Origin of the sequence: Spirosoma utsteinense, assembly GCF_014282275.1 — a bacterium.
GTDB lineage: Bacteria > Bacteroidota > Bacteroidia > Cytophagales > Spirosomataceae > Spirosoma > Spirosoma utsteinense.
In genome coordinates, this window is record NZ_VFIA01000009.1 from 60,831 (window position 1) to 78,751 (window position 17,921).

Below are 17,921 nucleotides of genomic sequence, written 5' to 3' on the forward strand. Positions count from 1 at the left end.
CACCGCTATAAGCCGGATGGGTGCTACAACTAATGGGTATGGCTTCGGTCAACAGCGTCCGTTTCTACCTTACGCAGCTGCTACCGGCTCCTGTTCATGCAGAACGGGCTCCACATGGCGCATCACCAGCAGGCCAAAGCCAATCGCCAGTGCATCTTCTATCAACGCTATTGCCGGGTCGGGGAGCCCTTTGTCGGCGGTAAGCCAGTGACGCAGGTGGAAGAAGGCAAAGCTACTGGCAACGGCACCCAGCGCACCCGCCAGGGCACCATACGGCACGGACTCGCCCTCCGCTTCGCTGACAGCCGCCCCGGAAACCGCACCCGACAAAATCCGTACGGGCAACTGGCTTGCCCCGATCCGGTTGGGCGATTGCGGGAGTTTATCGCCGATCAATTCGCCACCGGCCAGCACTTTCAGGATGGTAGCTGTAGTGGACGAATGCAGGAAATCGAGTTTGGAGTTTACCAGCGGGTCGGGATGGGTATTCGCCAGTTTATGGCTCACCAGAGCCGGGGCCGTTAACGCGCGCATACCGGCGATAACGCCAATCTGAAAGGCATTGAGGTAGGTTGTAAGCATCATTTTTTAGCGTTGAGTATGCGTTTACAACGAGCTAGCCAACGGTTTGTTCGACCGTAATTTCTATTGCCGGGCGGCTGGCTTACTCGCATTTGGCAGTCGTTTGTAGCGAAATCAGCTACTGACGATCAGGCATTTTTGCCGATAGCAAAAAAAAATAAATCCAGATAAGATCCATGTCCGTACATCTAATAAACCACCTGCCCAATGAAAGCGGGAAAACAATTACACTTAACGAATTTCGATATGAGCAAGCAACAGCAATCATCAGGCCTGCCAACGCTGCCGGGTGGAATAGAGCCGGTCATGGTAGGACGCCGGTTGTTTCTACGTTATGCCGGAGCCTTTGCTGCCGGTGGAGCCCTGATCGCTTCCTGTAAGAATGCGGAGGAGAATCCAATTACCGTCCCTGTATCCGTTGATCTGGGTACCGGCGATATCGGTATCCTGAACTACGCTTATGCGCTGGAACAACTGGAAGCCGCCTTCTACACGCAGGTCGTTGCCACTCCGTATGCAAACATGTCGGCGGCTGAACTAGCCATTCTGACCGACATCCGCAACCATGAAATCATTCACCGCGAATTTTTCAAAGCGGCTCTGGGCACGATGGCCATTGGAGCGCTGGTACCAGAATTTGGCACGGTGAATTTTACGGACCGGACGAGCGTGCTCAGTACGGCCAAAGCGTTTGAAGACCTGGGTGTGTCGGCTTATAACGGTGCCGGTAATCTTATTACGAGCCCCGATTATCTGTTGCTTGCCGGGAAGATCGTATCGGTCGAAGCGCGTCACGCAGCTGCCATTCGTGATCTGCTGAACCCAAAATCGGCTGATTTCGCGGGTGATGATGTCGTTGCTCCTGCTACGGGTCTCGATGTGGCTTCCAAGCCAACTGCGGTACTGCCAATCGCGCAGACATTCGTGAAAACGCCGATCACCGGTGCCAATCTTCCAACCGCATAAACCTGACAACGCATTATGAATCTGTTCAATATAATTTCTGAAATAGAGAAGATCGATCCCGAAGCGAATGAGAAATTCAATTTCTATTCGCGCCGGAATCTGATGAAGATCGGCTCAAACCTGGTTGCTGCCGGTATTCCGGTGTTTGTAGCAACGACGCTCAATCAGGCATTTGCCCAATCGGCTGGTCCGTCGGCGGCTGCTGTTGGTGTTCTGAATTACGCGCTGACGCTGGAGTACCTCGAAGACGAGTATTACCGGTTGGGTTTGGCGGCTAGTGGGTTGATACCTACGACCGATCGGACGATCATGACCCAGATCAGCAAGCATGAAGCCGCTCACGTGGCTCTGTTGAAAGGTGCGTTGGGAACAAGTGCCGTAGCCAAGCCAGCGTTCAAGTTTCCAACAGGCACGTTCACGAGCTACCAGACATTCTTAGGACTGGCACGGGCTCTCGAAGACACGGGTGTGGCCGCCTACAAAGGTCAGGCTGGTGCGCTTATCAATGACAAACCTATTCTGCAAACGGCGCTTCAGATCCACTCGGTCGAAGCACGTCACGCGTCGGAAGTACGTCGGTTACTGGCCCTGAAGGGGTGGGTATCCGACCCGGCCCAGACTACGTTCAGTCAGGGTGGTGTGAACCTGAAGACATTACCGAACGTGACCGGTTTTTCGGATGATTCGTTCCGCGAAGCATTTGATGAGCCGCTGACAATGGCTCAGGTGTTGACTATTGCAACACCTTATCTGGGATAAAAACAGTAACCAGTTATCGGATGGTTTATTGCCATCCGATGACTGCTCTCGTAGTCAATCGTTAGTTTGAGGAGCCGGGCAACCGGCAGATGACCGAAAGGTACCGGGGATATTCCCCGGTGCCTTTTTCTTTTTGGTACGCTTGGTCGCCTGCCTGACCGAAACGGAGGCAGGCAACGGGTATGAAAACTGGGTTTATCCGATGTGATCCGGCGGTTTTTTTGTTGCTTGCGCCAAAAACCGCCGTGTTGGCAGTTACGTGATTATGAAGGTCGTTCGGATTCTCCTGAAAGTTGGGCTGGGGCTCGTAATTATCATCGTTGTATTTCTGGCCGTTAGTCTCGCGCCTGTCGACGAGACGCCTTACCGGCAAATGACCTACTATACCCAGACCAGGCAGCGGCTGGAACAGCTACCGACTCCCGCACCGGCAAGGTCGCTCGTTCGGGCAGGCTGGTCCAGGGTTAACATTACCCCACCCTACACAACGCCCACAGGCGGCTATGGCGTTCGGCGCGGTCAGCACTGGCGGGTTGTGAGCGACTCCATTTTTGCGCGGGCCATCGTTCTCGACAACGGCGGTACCCGCGTGGCTGTCGTGGGGCTGGATTTGCTGATCACACCGCCTACCGTCACTGAAGCGCTCAAAAAACGCCTGCCCGAAGTAGGGCTGCGCTGGGAGAATGTGTATATGGGTGCTATTCACTCGCACAATAGCGTGGGGGGGTGGGCACCGGGATTGGTTGGCCAGTTGATTGCGGGTGGGTATGATGAAAAGATCGTTAACCGCATCACCGATGGCGTTTTAGCCGCTATCCGGCAGGCACAGGCCAGCATGGCTCCGGTTGAGATCGGCTTTGGACAAACTGACGCGTCGGATCATATCACGAGCCGCATTGCACACTCCGGCCCGACAAAGCCACTCGATGGGCAGATCCGGCTGTTGAAACTCAGAAAGCAAACCGGCGAGTCGGCTCTGCTCTGTAGTTTTGCGGGCCACGCCACGCTTTTCGACGGGCGCAACGGAGATTACCTGAGTCGTGATTACCCAGGGTCGCTGGTCGATCGACTGGAGAAAAAATCGGCTAATTTCGCTCTGTTCCTGGCGGGTGCAGTAGGCAGTACGGCCCCAACGCCACGGGGCAAAACTGACTTTGAGGAAATACGGAATTACGCCGGTGACCTGGCACTTCGCATTGAACGAACAGTGCCACAGATCGAAACCCGCCCGGATAGTTCGCTGGCTATGCTAACCTTACCACTGGACCTGCGCGAGCCGCACCCGCGTGTTATTGGCAACTGGCGGGTGCGGCCGTGGCTGTTCTATGCCGTCTACGGCGATTATCCATCGGATTTGAAAGCATTGCGCATTGGGAAAACGGTCCTCTTGGGTACCCCCTGCGATTTCTCCGGCGAGTTCGTCGCCGATTTCAAGCCGCTGGCTACCCGCAAAGGCGTCAACCTGATGATTACGAGTTTCGATGGCGGTTATATTGGCTACGTCACTCCTGACCGCTACTACAACCGGTCGACCTACGAAACCCGCGACATGAACTGGTTCGGGCCTTATAACGGGGCTTATTTTGAGGAGATGATGATGGGACTGCTGGAGAAAATAGACGGACGAAAATGAATCAACGGATTGTTCACCTTGCCCTGGTCGTCGACGATTATGACGAGGCTATTCAGTTTTATACCGAAAAATTAAATTTCGTTCTGCTGGAGGATACGGTACTGAGCGAAACCAAAAGATGGGTGCGGGTAGCACCGGCGGGCGCGGGCGGGTGTGCCCTGCTGCTGGCCAAAGCCGATGGTGATGAGCAGCTCAGCCGTGTGGGCAACCAGACCGGCGGGCGCGTTTTCCTGTTTATGCACACCGACGATTTCTGGCGCGACTATCGATCCATGACCGCCAACGGCGTTTATTTTGTTCGGCAACCGTCCGAAGAAGCGTATGGAACGGTTGCCGTTTTTGAAGACCTCTACGGGAACTTGTGGGATTTGATTGAGCCGAAAGCGCAACAGACTACCTAACTCGTTGCCTTATCGGGCACGGGGGCCGATGCGTGAAAATCGATGTGAATCCGCTTCATGTAGTCGTCCAGCAGGGTCAGAATGCGGGTGCGGTCGGTGGAGCGAACGATGAGCCCAATGTGGTACTCTTTGTTCATCCGCCACCAGATCTCTTCGTCGACAAAACCCGACAGGTCTGGCCACTGCTGCCGGGCCAGCGATATGATCAACCCGGCCTGGTTGGGCTCATCGACGGGCGGGAGGTAGTGCTCTTTGCGGGCAACGGCGGTTTCGAGCTTTGCCCATTCGCGCCAGAGGTTTACGCCCGACGCGGCTTCTACCATTTCGGCAATATGCGCGCCCCCAACGCGGCAGGCCGTTTCCAGGAAATACAATTCCCCATCGTGGTCGCCCCGGATGTACTCGGAGTGGGAGGCACTGTGGCGCATCCCGAAGGCTTCGAGCACTTCGTTGTTAAACTGACGAAGGGCGGCTACTTCGGGTGTATCGTCGGGCAGGGTTCCGGTGCGAAAGATGCCCCCCCCATGAGCAACCTCCATCGGCGTAGCTACATACTGACTAATGCGCGTGAATACGGCTTTCCCTTCCAGCGACAGGGCGTCGACGTGATAGACACGACCCGGCTTAAAACATTCGATCAGGTACTGATGCCGGGTGTCGCCCAGTGAGTGAATCACCTGCCAAGCTTCGTCCAGCGAATGAACCTTACGAATACCGGTCGTAGAGGCTTCGGCGCGTGGTTTTATGAGCCAGGGCGCTTCGGTCGTTTGCAGGAAATGCGTAACCGTTTCGTCGTGGAAAATGGGGCTGAAAGCGGGTACCCGGATACCGGCGGCTGCGGCCCGCGTTCGCATGGCGAGCTTGTCGCGGAAGTAGCGGGCTGTCGTTTGCCCCATACCGTCGATGCGGAATGTTTCGCGGATAAGGGCTCCTTTCTCCACATCGAAATCGTCCAGCGCTACCACCCGGTCAATCCGGCGCGACCGCATGGCGTGGGCCAGGCCAGTCAGCATTTGTTCCAGGTCCTGGGGGGCGTTGCTTGGCGACGACAGGTAAAAGACCTCGTCGATGGCCTCATGGGGCCAGTCGGCACCGGCTAATTTCTGATCGGTGAGTAGATAAACGGTATGGCCTAACGCCTTGCAGGCCCTGAGAAAATCCTGGCCTTTATGGAATGTGGCGATGCACAGAAACGCTAACTGACTCATAGGGGTAGATCGGGTTGAGATTGAGCACTGGCGTATGGATGTCTGCTATAGACAGGTAATCCATCAACCGCAAACTAAGCCATATTATGTATATAATCAATCAGTAAGCGGATGCCGAAGCCGGTCGCGTTCTTTTGTGTTCCAAACTCGGTATCGGCAAAGGCCATACCCGCAATGTCCAGATGCGCCCAGGCAGGATGGTTTTCCGTAAACGACTCAAGAAACTTGGCCGCACTGATCGAACCCGCCAGGGGTTTGCCGCTGAAGTTTTTTACATCGGCCACATCCGATTTGATGTCTTCTTTATAGTCGTCCCAGAGCGGCATCCGCCATAGTCGTTCGCCAGTGCGGTTGCCGGCTTCGGCAAGCTGAACGGCCAGTTCGTCGTTTTGCGTAAACAGGCCAGCCGCATGGTATCCTAATGCTGCAATGACACTGCCGGTGAGGGTGGCCAGGTCAATAACAACGTCGGGCCGGAAATGACGAAGCAGATAACCCAGTCCATCGGCCAGAATTACCCGTCCTTCGGCGTCGGTATCGATGATTTCGATGGTCTTTCCACTGTACGAGGTAATAACGTCGCCGGGTTTGGTCGAGCGACCATCGGTCGAGTTTTCGGTAGACGGGACAATCCCGATCAGATGGATCGGCAGTTTTAGTTTGGCGGCTACTTCGAGCGTCCCCAGTACGGCGGCTGCCCCCCCCATGTCGCTTTTCATGAGGTGCATATTGGCGGACGACTTGATGGATACCCCTCCGGTATCGAACGTCACACCTTTGCCTACCAGACCCAGCGTGTGTACGGCGTCGACGCCTTCCGGTTTGTATTCGGCCACGATCAGCACGGGTGGAACGTCGCTACCCTGACTAACGCTGAGCAGCGCGCCCAGGCCCTGCCGTTCCAGCTCGGTCTTGTCCAGCACCCTTACATCGTAGCCGTACTGCCGACCGGAGTTCAGTGCCCAGTCGGCCAGTGTTTGCGGGGTTTTGTAGTTGGCGGGGGCGTTCATCAGGTCGAGCATCTCGCGCTGTGTCTGCCCCATGGCTTCAGCGCGGGTTACCGCATCCTGCGCGTTTGGATGCTGGCTGGCCGGTAGGTACAGCGTCAGTTGCCCGGCATCGCTAAAGAACGCCGAGGTATCGGTTTTGTCTGTCTTGTACAGCCGCAGATCGTAGCTCCCGCCAAGAACGCCCAGAACTGCCGCTTCGATAACAGCCGCGTCGAAGCCCGACAGGTCGATACCGACTTGGGCAGATAGTTTATTTTTCTGGCTGAAGAATAGTTTCCGGAACGACCGGAGCCAGCTTATCGCTTGTGGCTCTTTCCCGAGTCCCAGCAGATAGGTGCGCTGCCCCTCGGTATCGTAAATGGGCAACACCTCACTGGCATCGGCCGAAAAGTCACGTTGCAGCACCGAAGCTGGCAGGTTCAGCCGTTGCGCAACTGCGGCCAGCTGATCGGGCAGGGCGTCTGACTGACTGATGGGAATGACGAGGTCTCCCGTCGGGGTAATTTGTGTTTGTAGGTTGATAATCATGGGTATATCAATAAAATAACCACTCCACGGCCTTCGGGAATTCGCGGCTCCAGTGGGTTTCCTGGTGGGTGCCGCTGGGGTCGACGGAGAGGTGAATATCGATGGGATTGGGCTGATCGACAACATCGTCCCGCTTTTGCCCCTGCCGGATCAGGGCGTTGTTAAACCGCTGGATGTTGGGCACCATGTAACTCGATTCCTGCTCACCACCATATACGTAAACTTTCATCGGGCCGGGTGACTGGAACCGGATGGCGTCGAAGTAAATTTTGGGAGAAATCCAGAGGGAGGGTGAAAAGACCATCAGCCGCCCGAAAATGTCGGGGTGTCGAAGGCCGGCGTAAATACTGATAAGGCCCCCGAGCGAACTTCCACCAATACCCGTATTGACCGAGTCAGGCAGGGTACGGAATTTAGTGTCGATGACGGGTTTGAGCGTATTTCGAATGAAATCGAGGTAGAAAACACCCCGGGCTTTTCCCATACGGGTAGGGTGGAGGGTAAATTCTTCGATCCGCTCCTCGTCGCCATGATCGATCGACACCAGTATAATTTCGTGGCGTTGCCGGGTGGCCAGCATGGCCATTTTCTTGTCGATCTCCCAACTGCCGTAGTCTGATCCCTGACCAAACAGGTTCTGGCCATCATGTAAGTAAAGGACCGGATAGCGCTTATCGGGATGGAGGGCGTAGTCGTAGGGCAGTAATACGTGAATACGGCGTGTACGGCCTAATTGCGGGACTTTGAACTCACGGCTGTAGAGCTCGATTATGGGCAGGTGGTCTGGATTGTAGGGCAGTCCGAACCAGCGCCAGTGGGGTACGTAATCCTGCTCCAGGGTGCCCGCTCCGACGTCCAGTGACCGGTTCGGTACAGCTTCGCCCGTTGCATCCAGCTCGACATGATCCCAGCCTCCCCGTGTGTATTTGTACTCGATTGTATCCGGAAGGGCCAGGTCTGCGGGAAAATCGAACAGATAGTGTCCCGGACTGGTAGCCTGCATCTCGAACGATTCCAGATCAGGCAGCCAGTCGCAGAAGTTACCCGAAATGAACACCGGCCGGTCGTCGGTCGCGGGGGTAAATAATTCAAGACGTAATGATGAAGGCATACGTACAGAATCTGTTTTTCGGCAAACTTGGTTCAGATTGGCGCGGATAAAACAGAGGGAACGGTAAATACAGCAGGTGTATGAACGACGTTGCACGGCAACGGATTATAGTCGACCTGACTGCTGGTCATACTGTAGCGAGGTACTTTCTGCGCAATCAATGAACGATGGAACAAGTTATCGACTCCGCTAGTACGACCCAAATGTTTATGAAACAACGTTTTACCGACACGCACCGACGGGCTCACGTTTTCTGCCAGCGAAAGAGAATAACGCTTATTTCAGTAGCAAAGTAAAATTTTAATTTTATACTTTAGCATATTGGTAAACAAGGCGCTGGTGTCTTGTTACACATTCCCTTAAGAATTTGTACTATATTGTTCTTTATGTGCAGGAATACAGGCGTACCGGTGTGTCTGGTACAACAAAAGAAACCCTCTATCCATTTTGAAAGAGAAAGGACAACTGCAACAGGAATATTATGCTTTACTAAAAGCAGATGAGTCCATCTTCGATTTTGTGGAAGAATCGGGGTTGAACGGTGTCTGTTACCTTAGCTTGCCAGGCCCTGACCGTGGGTGGCTCAATGCAGCGCTCTGGGCCTCGCTCGGCTACGGTTCCCACGAATCGACAGCGCAGATACACTGGCAGACGATCATCCATCCTGACGATGCGCCCCGGATCACGGGTCTGAAAGATCAATCGATAAATGATTCGGACGAAGACCGCCTGATTCGATTTCTGCACAAAAATGGGTCAGTCATTCAAATGCGCTGCCAGACGAGACTTATTCGGCACGCTAACGAACATCGGCTACTGATCGCCTGTACGATTGTTTTACCCGATGACAAACACATGGCACCCGTAGATGCTCCTACAGAAGGGGTTCATCGCGTTGCTGCCGTTGGCTTACCGACGCTGGCAGGGGGAAAGAAAATCGAAGACGAGCATCAGCTGTTACGAACAATCATCGACAACATTCCCATCAATATTTACGTCAAAGACACCGAATCCCGAAAGGTGCTGGTGAACCGGGCTGAATACGAGTACATGGGCGCTGAGAGCGATAGTGACGTGCTCGGTAAAGACGACACCGACCTATATCCGGACGAATCTGCTCAGCTTTCCCTGGCCGAAGATCGGCAGGTGATCACGACCGGGGAACCTATTTTGGGGAAAGAAACCCTCAATACGCGCCTTGATGGTCGTCAGTGCTGGTTTCTAAGCTCGAAAATTCCACTTCGTAATGAGCAGGAGCAGATTTCTGGTCTACTGGGGATCAGCCTCAATATCACCGACCGTAAACAGGCCGAAATTGAGCTGGAGCGTACGAAAGAACTTCTCGAAGAAACCAACCGGGTAGCCCGTATTGGCGGTTGGGAAGTCGACCTGCTGGAAGAAACCAGCCACTGGTCGGCCACTACCAGGGAAATTCATGGCGTACCGCCCGATTACCAGCCAGACTTAAACGACGCAATTGGTTTTTATAAAGAAGGGGTTGATCGGGAGGCTATCAGCCGGGCCGTCAACGAAGGGGTACAGAACGGAACACCCTGGGACATGGAGTTGCAGATTGTCACGCTGGGTGGCCGGGAGCGCTGGGTACGCGCCATCGGTAAGGTCGAGTGGCGCAACAACACCTGCTACCGGCTGTATGGCACGTTCCAGGACATCGACGACCGGAAACGAAGCCAGATACAGGCTCAGGAGGCCGCCGAACTCCTGAAAAAGCTGTCGGATCGTGTGCCCGGAGCCCTCTACCAGTTTCAGTTGTCGCCTGAAAAAAAACCTAGTTTTTCGTATGTTTCAGTGGGTGTAGCGGAGCTATTTGAACTGACGCCCGACGAAATTACCGCTGATGTTCGGAGACTGATAGCCTGTATTCACCCCGACGAAGTACAGCCCATCATCGAGTCGATTCTGGAGTCGAAGCGCACCCTTCAGACGTGGGCTATGGATTTTCGGGTGATGCTGCCGGTAAAAGGCGAACGATGGCTGCGGGCCGAAGCCATGCCTGAGGAGGTGGGCGGTCAGGTGATCTGGTATGGTTACATGCACGATATTTCGGCACGGAAACAAGCTGAGCAGGAACTGTCCAAATCCCGGCAACAGGCCGAAGCTGCCAGTAGATCGAAGTCGGAATTTCTGGCTAATATGAGCCATGAGATACGAACGCCTTTAAACGGGGTCATTGGCTTTACGGATCTCCTCATGCGTACCAATATGGACGATACGCAGCACCAGTACCTGTCGATGATCTACCAGTCGGCCAATTCGCTTCTCGATATCGTCAACGATATTCTCGACTTCTCGAAAATCAAAGCGGGGAAGGTCGAACTAACCATCGAGAAAACGGATATGCTGGAAATTGGTAGTCAGGTTGTCGATATGATCAAATACCAGGCTCATAAAAAAGAGCTGGAAATGTTGCTCAATATTGCCCCGGATGTACCCCAGTTTGCCTTTGCCGATGCCATCCGGCTTCGTCAGATACTGGTAAACCTGCTGGGCAATGCCGTTAAGTTTACCGAATACGGCGAAATCGAGCTGGGTATCGAAACGGTTCCTAACCCGGAGCCCGAACAGACTACCCTGCGATTTTCAGTGCGCGATACCGGCATTGGCATAGACGAAAAAAGCCAGAAAAAAATATTCGAAGCGTTTGCTCAGGAAGATACGTCGACAACCCGGCGATTTGGGGGTACAGGGCTCGGCTTAACCATATCGAACCGGTTGCTGGCGCTCATGAACAGTCGGCTGGAGATACAGAGCCGGGTAAGTGAGGGCAGTACATTCTCGTTCGATGTCTCCCTCAAAACCGCCCCCGGCGAGGTCGCCCCGTGGGAAAATACAACGACCGTCAGGCGTGTTCTGATCGTGGACGATAATGACCGGAGCCGGCAGATCCTTGAGGCTATGCTGGTGGCCAACGGCATCGACGTCGATCAGGCCAGTTCTGGTATGCTGGCTATGAGAAAATTAACTGCGGGGGAGAAATACGATGCTATCCTCATGGACTATCACATGCCTTACCCCAATGGGATTCATATTATCAAAAACATCCGGAAAGAAGCCCTGGCTCTTGGGGAACAACACATTGTCCTGCTCCATAATGCGTCCGATGAGGACGATATCCACAAGGTCTGTGATGAACTGTTGGTAACTACCCGCCTGGTGAAACCCGTGCGGGTTCAGCCGTTGCTTCGGTCATTGTCACAAGTGAAGATTCGTCGTAACATGTTGGCCAGTTCAGCTCCGCTACAGGCAGGGGCCTATTCGGAACCGATAAAGATCCTGATTGCCGAAGATAACCCCATCAATATGTTGTTGGCTACGGCTATTCTGCGACATATCAGCCCGGGTGTGAAAATCATGACGGCCATCAACGGAGCCGAAGCCGTGGATCTTTACAAAAAAGAGGTGCCTACGCTGATTTTCATGGATTTACAAATGCCTGAACTGAATGGCTACGAAGCGACCATAGCTATCCGCCAGTTCGAAAAGCAAGTACGGGTTCCCATTATTGCGTTGACAGCGGGTACGGTCAGAGGGGAGAAAGAACGCTGTCTGGAAGCCGGTATGGACGACTACGTCACCAAACCGGTTGTGAAAACGATCATGGAAAGTGTCGTCAGGAAATGGCTGGCCGTACTGGCCCGGCAAAAGGAGAACCAAACCGCCGATCTGATCCGGTGATAAAGTGCGTTGCTTATACCTCTTCGGTTTGTAGCTGCTTGTCATACAGCTCGCGGTAGGCACCGCTGCCGGCAATCAGTTTTTCGTGGGTGCCCTGCTCCACAATTTCACCCTCATCGAGCATGATGATGTGATCGGCCAGTTTCGCCGACGAAACACGGTGCGAGATCACCACCGACGTTCGGTTGGCCATAATACGCCCGAGATTATTGAGAATGATATTCTCGGTGTTGGTGTCTACCGCCGACAGACAGTCATCCAGAATCAGGATCTTCGGGTCGCGGGCAATAGCCCTGGCAATACTGAGCCGTTGTTTCTGTCCACCCGACAGCGTTACGCCCCGCTCGCCAACAGGGGTGTTAAACCCTTCCGGAAAGTCGATTACGTTCTGGTACAGGTCGGCATCACGAACTGCCTGCTCCACGCGCTCCTGCGACAGGTTGGGCTTACCGAAACGAACGTTGTTACTAATCGTTTCGGAGAAGAGGAAGACGTCCTGCGGTACGTAGCCCATCTGCTCCCGAACGGCAGTCAGGGTGTAGTCTTTCAGGGGAACACCATCGATCAGAATTTCGCCCGACGTAACATCGTACATGCGTGTGAGCAGGTTGGCAAGGGTGCTTTTGCCTGATCCGGTCGTACCCAGGATGGCGACCGTTTCGCCCGCCCGCACGTGCATCGAGAAGTTTTTTATGGCGACGATACCCGAGTCCGGGTACACGAACCGCACATTTTTGAACTCAATTTCACCAACGATTGACCGCTGTATGTTCTTCTGGGAGACAATGTCGGTTTTGATGTTGAGGAATTCATTGATACGTTCCTGCGAAGCGGCTGCGCGCTGCGTTTGGCTGGTGGTCCAGCCGAGAGCCATTACCGGCCATGTCAGCATGTTCACATACAGGATAAACTCGGTGATGTTACCCGGCGTAAGCCGACCCGCCAGAATTTCCTGTCCCCCTACGTACACGACCAGGACATTGCTGAGTCCTACCAGAATAGCCACGATTGGAAAAAACAGGGAGTCAACCCGTGTCAGGCTAAGTGATTTGTTCCGGTATTCGTCGCTTTCAAGTTCAAATTTGGCCGCCGAATTGTTTTCCTGAACGTACGATTTCAGCACGCGGATACCGGAGAAGGCTTCCTGTACGTATGTCGACAGGCGCGACAAACTCCGCTGGATCTCTTCCGACCGCTGAATGATGATGCTGTTGACAATATAGATCGCCACCGATAGAATGGGTAGTGGCAAGAGGACATATAACGAAAGCCGGGCGTTGATGCTCACCATGTAGGTGATGACCAGCGTAAACAGCACGATCAGGTTCAGCCCGTACATGATACTAGGCCCAACATACATCCTGACCTTACTGACGTCTTCCGAAATCCGGGCCATCAAATCGCCGGTGTTGTGCTGGCGGTAAAAGCTGAGGGGCAGCGTCTGGTAATGGGTATAAATCTCGTTCTTGAGATCATACTCGATATGCCGCGACATAACGATGAGCGTCTGCCGAACCAGAAACAGGAAAAAGCCTTTCAGCAAAGCCAGCACCAGCGTCATCACCCCGAACAGCAGCAGACTGAAGGCGAAAACATCGTAGAGCGATGCCTGCAACGGCGATTTATCGTAGAGATAATAAATGTCGAGGGTTTCCCGCACCAGGTCGAGTGCGTACCGCACTAGCTGAGCCGGAAAGATACCGAAGAGGTTGGATGCAGCCGTAAAAACAGTCCCCCAGATCAGGTACCATTTATACTTCAGCAGGTATTTATTTAAGTAGGAAAGTGCTTTCACAAAGGACCAGACAGCGTTTAAATCAAAACCACCCCGGTCCTTTAAAAGTTGCAGGATACAGGCGATGTGCTATCGATTGGGTATTTAAGGTATTAAGCCGTATTTTTGCAGTCCCGTTGGGGAGTTCTTTATTTTATTGGTAGTTTTTATAGTTTAGGGGCAATGTTGAACAGGCGATTACTTCGAATTAAGGTTATGCAGGCGCTGTATGCACTGAAGCAGGCTGAATTTTCTAACCAGCAGTTAGCCCACGATGGCATCACTGATCTTTTCCAGCCCGACCTGAACTCCATGTTGCCGCAGGATAAACGGCAACTCGAAGGCTACCGAAAACTCGCTGGACTTCTGTTTGACGAAGCCGTCAAAGCCGACCAGCCCGCCACCGATGACGAAGCGCCTACCAAGGTGCTGAAAGCCGCCAACGACGGGTATCTCTTCTACCAGAGCCGAGGCAAAAAAGACCGTCAGCATCTTGCTCAGATGATGATAAAGCAGGTGAACGGCATTTACGACGATTACCTGCGTGTGCTGACCCTGCTGGTTGAACTGGGTCAGGTAGCCCGCGCCGATCGCGAACGCGTTTATCGCAACGTCGACGAAACCCCGTTTCCCTTCGAGTCTGACCTGAACGATAACACGATCATTCAGGCGCTGGCCGCTTATCAGCCGCTACAGAACGAAGCACTGCGGCATAACATTTCCTGGGCCGATGACCTGGGGTTTGTGCGTAAAGCATTGCGTGAAGCGCTGAAAACCGATGAAACGTACCGGGCCTACTGCGAAAAGCGGACACATACGGCCGACGAAGACCAGGCGCTGGCACAGTACGTGTTGCGGACACTGGTGTTCAAGCACGAGGTCATCCGTGACCATCTCGCCGAGATTGACCTGAGCTGGGCCGAAAACAGTGATGTAGTACGGGGACTGTCTATTAAAACGCTCAAATCGGTACAAAGCCCAACAGGTCTTAAGCTTGAGCCGCTGACCGACGATTGGGAAGAAGACGAGCGTTTTCTGAACACGCTCTTTCAGCAGTCGGTCGAAAACGACGCCGATTACGAGCAACTTCTGTCCGATCAGCTTCAAAACTGGGATGTGGAACGGGTAGCGATGCTGGATAAAATTATCCTCAAACTGGCTGTTTGTGAGTTGTTAAGCTTTCCAAACATTCCGGTCAAGGTGACGATTAACGAATATATCGAGTTGGCAAAAGCCTACAGTACGCCCAAAAGCGGTAAATTTGTCAACGGAATTTTAGACAACCTCTCCGAGAAACTACAGACTTCGGGACGTTTGCGTAAAAGCGGGCGTGGGTTGCTGGACAATAAGTAAGTTATACGGTTATCTAGTTTTAACGTTATAGAGTTGCTTTGTCAACCTGTTGACTGTTTAGCTGTACAACGATACAACCTCATAACTTTTTTTAACATGAGCAGAACTGGCCGTGATTTACTCTTTCTACTAACCGGTCTTGTTGCCGGTGCTACCATTGGGACGCTCTACGCGCCCGACAAAGGCGTTGTTACCCGTGATCGCCTGTCATTCCGGTTGTCAAAATACCGCGAACAGATCGAACAGCTGATTGCCCAGATTTCCAACTCGAACGAGTTGCCCGAAAACCTGTCGAAAAACGAAGGGCAGCGGGTCGTAAATGACGCCCGGGAGAAAGCCGAGCGATTGCTCGAAGATGTGGACCGGCTGATGGCTCAGATCAAGAAGCAAAATACCTAGCGTCTCGCAATCAGCCAGGTAGTACGTTAATCCGTTTTAACCGGTTAACCAACAGCCTGGCTACTCCCTATTTATAACTTGTTGACACAAATGCGGGTTAAAAATTTCGTTGTCATTGCCGCCTTCCTCGGCATTGGTTTTGGGCAGGCTGCCTGCGATAACCGGCAGCAGGCCGAAACATCGAAGGCCGAAGTTTCGGAGAAGATGCCTAAGCTCACGTTTTCTGAAAAAGGCATCTACGATTTTGGGGCGCTTACGGAGGGTGATACCGTTGAGCATTCGTTTGCGTTTACGAATACCGGCGAGTTTCCACTGATTATCAACAACATTACGGCTTCCTGCGGGTGTACCACACCCGAGTGGCCGCGTGAGCCGGTTGCGCCGGGCGCCACAGCATCCATCCGGGTGCGCTTCAACAGCCGGGGTAAGATGGGCCAGCAAAATAAAACCATCACGGTATTTGCCAACACCGACCCATCGATGACGGATTTGCAATTCAAGGCAATGGTAAACCCCAAAGTCGATTCAACCAAGAAATCGTAACCAATCCAATTTATGTATTCAATTCTGTTACAGGCTTCGGCTACCGGCAACACGCCCATGATTTATAACATTCTGTTATGGGTAGCCATCATTGGCGTCTTTTATTTCTTCATGATCCGGCCGCAGCAGAAAAAGCAGAAAGACCAGAAAAGCTTCGTAGAGAACCTCAAAAAAGGTGACAGCGTCGTTACGGTCGGTGGTTTGCACGGACGCATCGTATCGGTCGAGGGTGCCACGGTTACGCTCGAAGTTGATCGGGGTGTGAAGATGACATTCGAAAAGTCGTCCATAGCCCGCGAATTGACCGTCACCGCCAAACCCGAGTAGAGACCGCACCGGCGGACCGGCAACCCCTTGCGTCTGTCATGCGCCAGCCTTGTTCTGCGTCAGCCCTGCATCGCTCGTTCTGCGTCTGGCCCCGTGCCAGCCCAGATTCATCGTTTCGTCTTTTTGTCGGGTTGACTCTTTTTGTGTCAGTGGAGACGCAAAGGGTTGCGTCTCTACAACTACCTATTCATGAACACTCCGCAACAAACCCGCCCATTTTTACCTGCCAAAGCCTTGCTTTGTCTGGGTGCCGCTGCGCTATTCTGGTTCCTGAATGCGCTCAACAAGAACGGGTATACGTTGAATGTAGAGTACCCGGTTCATTTTGTTTACAACGACTCCCTGTTTGTGCCCGTATCGCCTTTGCCCCGAACCGTTACGGTTAACGTATCGAGCGACGGCTGGGGCCTGCTTCGGCACGCCTGGTTACCGTTCCGGGTCGATCCGGTCGATTACGTGGTGAAAGACCCCATTCGTGCCTCGGTTATCAACACCTCGTCGCTGGCCGCTACGCTGGCCGAACAAGTCAAGAAGCTACAGGTAAACTATGTAGTGGCCGATACGCTCGAAATGGGCTTCGATCGGCGTATGACCAAGACGATCCAACTGGTTCCCGATAGTCTGAACATCAATCTGGCTCCCCGCTTCGTGGTATCGAGCCTTATCAATCTCACCCCCCGGACCATTCAGGTGACGGGCCCCGGTCGGCTGATTCGTGGGCTGTCAGATACGCTGGTCGTGCGGATTCCCCGGAAACGTATTGCCGACAATTACGATGAGGAGATCGTCCTCAATCAGTTCCGGCATCCGCTCCTGCGCGTCAGTGCCGACCGGGTAGCTATAAGCTTCGAAGTGGGCGAGCTACTGTCAATTCCAACGAAGTAAGTAGTGAGTTGGTCAGTCAGTGAGTCGGTGAGTTGGTCAGTTTACAAACTCACCAACTCATTGACTGACCGACTAATCAACTCATCAACTCACCAACTGCCCAACGGATTACCCCCATGAATAAACCCCTTCAGATTGGCGTAACGGGCGGTATTGGCTCCGGCAAGAGTATTGTATGCCGCGTGTTCGCTATGCTTGGCGCTCCGGTTTACTATGCCGACGAACGCGCTAAATGGCTCACGGAACACGACCCGATTCTGAAAGCCGATATCACGCGGGTGCTGGGTGCGCAGGCATATGACAGTCTGGGCAAGTATAACCGAAGCTGGGTAGCTTCGCAGGTATTTGCCGAGCCGTTGTTGCTGGAGCAGCTCAATGCTGTCATTCATCCGCGCGTATTTGCCGACACCGCCCGTTGGGTCAGCGAACACGCCGATAAGCCCTATGTCATTAAGGAAGCCGCGCTGATGCGGGCGGCTGGCGATGGTAACTCCCTCCATAAGGTCATTGTGGTTCAGGCACCCGCACCGATTCGGATCGACCGCATTCGGGTTCGGGACCCCCATCGTTCAGCTGAGGAGATTCAGCATATCATCGATCGGCAGGTAAGCGACGAAGCGCGATTACGCATGGCCGACTACGTACTGCTGAACGACGAAAGCCAGCTGCTGCTGCCGCAAATCGTGCGATTGCATGAGGAATTTTCACGTGCATCCATGATGTAAACAGTTCCGTTCGTATTTTGG

Annotated in this window: 16 protein-coding genes; 11 read left to right on the forward strand and 5 right to left on the reverse strand. The window is 53.5% G+C overall.

The genetic code is table 11. The annotated features are described in order from the left end of the window. Positions 1-69 precede the first annotated feature (69 nt). A complete protein-coding gene (locus FH603_RS09005; protein ID WP_235985469.1) occupies positions 70-585 on the reverse strand; it encodes a DUF4126 family protein in 516 nt (171 codons plus the stop codon). Between the two features lie 243 nt (positions 586-828). On the opposite strand from FH603_RS09005, the gene FH603_RS09010 reads away from it, so the two are divergent. The 4 genes from FH603_RS09010 to FH603_RS09025 all read left to right on the forward strand — a co-directional run bounded on the left by FH603_RS09010 (position 829) and on the right by FH603_RS09025 (position 4,341). Next, positions 829-1,548, forward strand: coding sequence for a ferritin-like domain-containing protein (locus FH603_RS09010; protein ID WP_186737142.1), 720 nt, complete (start codon positions 829-831; stop codon positions 1,546-1,548). 15 nt (positions 1,549-1,563) lie between these two features. Further along, positions 1,564-2,307 (forward strand): ferritin-like domain-containing protein, encoded by a 744-nt coding sequence (locus FH603_RS09015; protein WP_186737143.1) that lies wholly within the window; start codon positions 1,564-1,566, stop codon positions 2,305-2,307. 265 nt (positions 2,308-2,572) lie between these two features. Then, the gene (locus tag FH603_RS09020) at positions 2,573-3,940 is read left to right on the forward strand and encodes a neutral/alkaline non-lysosomal ceramidase N-terminal domain-containing protein (protein ID WP_186737147.1); all 1,368 of its coding nucleotides are present in this window, start codon (positions 2,573-2,575) and stop codon (positions 3,938-3,940) included. Beyond that, the gene (locus tag FH603_RS09025; protein ID WP_186737149.1) at positions 3,937-4,341 is read left to right on the forward strand and encodes a VOC family protein; all 405 of its coding nucleotides are present in this window, start codon (positions 3,937-3,939) and stop codon (positions 4,339-4,341) included. Before FH603_RS09020 ends, FH603_RS09025 begins: the two co-directional genes overlap by 4 nt. On the opposite strand, the gene FH603_RS09030 is transcribed toward FH603_RS09025, so the two are convergent. The 3 genes from FH603_RS09030 to FH603_RS09040 form a co-directional block, all read right to left on the reverse strand. After that, entirely contained in the window at positions 4,338-5,549 is a 1,212-nt protein-coding gene (locus tag FH603_RS09030) for an ATP-grasp domain-containing protein (protein ID WP_186737151.1), read from the reverse strand. The genes FH603_RS09025 and FH603_RS09030 overlap by 4 nt on opposite strands. A 74-nt stretch (positions 5,550-5,623) precedes the next feature. Beyond that, positions 5,624-7,087, reverse strand: a complete 1,464-nt coding sequence (locus FH603_RS09035; protein ID WP_186737153.1) for a leucyl aminopeptidase family protein — start codon at positions 7,085-7,087, stop codon at positions 5,624-5,626. 7 nt (positions 7,088-7,094) lie between these two features. Next, positions 7,095-8,198, reverse strand: coding sequence for an alpha/beta hydrolase (locus FH603_RS09040; RefSeq protein ID WP_186737154.1), 1,104 nt, complete (start codon positions 8,196-8,198; stop codon positions 7,095-7,097). A 447-nt stretch (positions 8,199-8,645) separates the two neighbouring features. Here FH603_RS09040 and FH603_RS09045 point away from each other — a divergent pair, with 447 nt between their 5' ends. Beyond that, positions 8,646-11,894: a response regulator gene (locus FH603_RS09045; protein ID WP_186737156.1), complete on the forward strand. Its 3,249-nt coding sequence runs from the start codon at positions 8,646-8,648 to the stop codon at positions 11,892-11,894. 13 nt (positions 11,895-11,907) lie between these two features. Here the strand turns inward: FH603_RS09045 and FH603_RS09050 are convergent, their stop codons facing one another. Next, positions 11,908-13,689: an ABC transporter ATP-binding protein gene (locus FH603_RS09050; protein WP_186737158.1), complete on the reverse strand. Its 1,782-nt coding sequence runs from the start codon at positions 13,687-13,689 to the stop codon at positions 11,908-11,910. A 195-nt stretch (positions 13,690-13,884) separates the two neighbouring features. Here FH603_RS09050 and nusB point away from each other — a divergent pair, with 195 nt between their 5' ends. From nusB to coaE, 6 genes are all read left to right on the forward strand, one after another. Then, positions 13,885-15,021, forward strand: coding sequence for a transcription antitermination factor NusB (nusB, locus tag FH603_RS09055; protein WP_186737160.1), 1,137 nt, complete (start codon positions 13,885-13,887; stop codon positions 15,019-15,021). Positions 15,022-15,117: 96 nt separating this feature from the next. Then, positions 15,118-15,420 (forward strand): YtxH domain-containing protein, encoded by a 303-nt coding sequence (locus FH603_RS09060; protein ID WP_186737162.1) that lies wholly within the window; start codon positions 15,118-15,120, stop codon positions 15,418-15,420. A gap of 90 nt (positions 15,421-15,510) precedes the next feature. Then, positions 15,511-15,963, forward strand: coding sequence for a DUF1573 domain-containing protein (locus FH603_RS09065; RefSeq protein WP_186737164.1), 453 nt, complete (start codon positions 15,511-15,513; stop codon positions 15,961-15,963). Between the two features lie 12 nt (positions 15,964-15,975). Further along, a complete protein-coding gene (gene yajC, locus FH603_RS09070) occupies positions 15,976-16,290 on the forward strand; it encodes a preprotein translocase subunit YajC (protein ID WP_186737166.1) in 315 nt (104 codons plus the stop codon). A gap of 189 nt (positions 16,291-16,479) precedes the next feature. Beyond that, positions 16,480-17,175 carry a YbbR-like domain-containing protein gene (locus FH603_RS09075; protein ID WP_186737167.1) on the forward strand — a complete coding sequence of 232 codons (696 nt, stop codon included), beginning with the start codon at positions 16,480-16,482 and terminating at the stop codon, positions 17,173-17,175. A 116-nt stretch (positions 17,176-17,291) separates the two neighbouring features. Continuing rightward, positions 17,292-17,900, forward strand: coding sequence for a dephospho-CoA kinase (coaE, locus tag FH603_RS09080; RefSeq protein WP_186737169.1), 609 nt, complete (start codon positions 17,292-17,294; stop codon positions 17,898-17,900). The last annotated feature ends 21 nt before the right edge of the window (positions 17,901-17,921 follow it).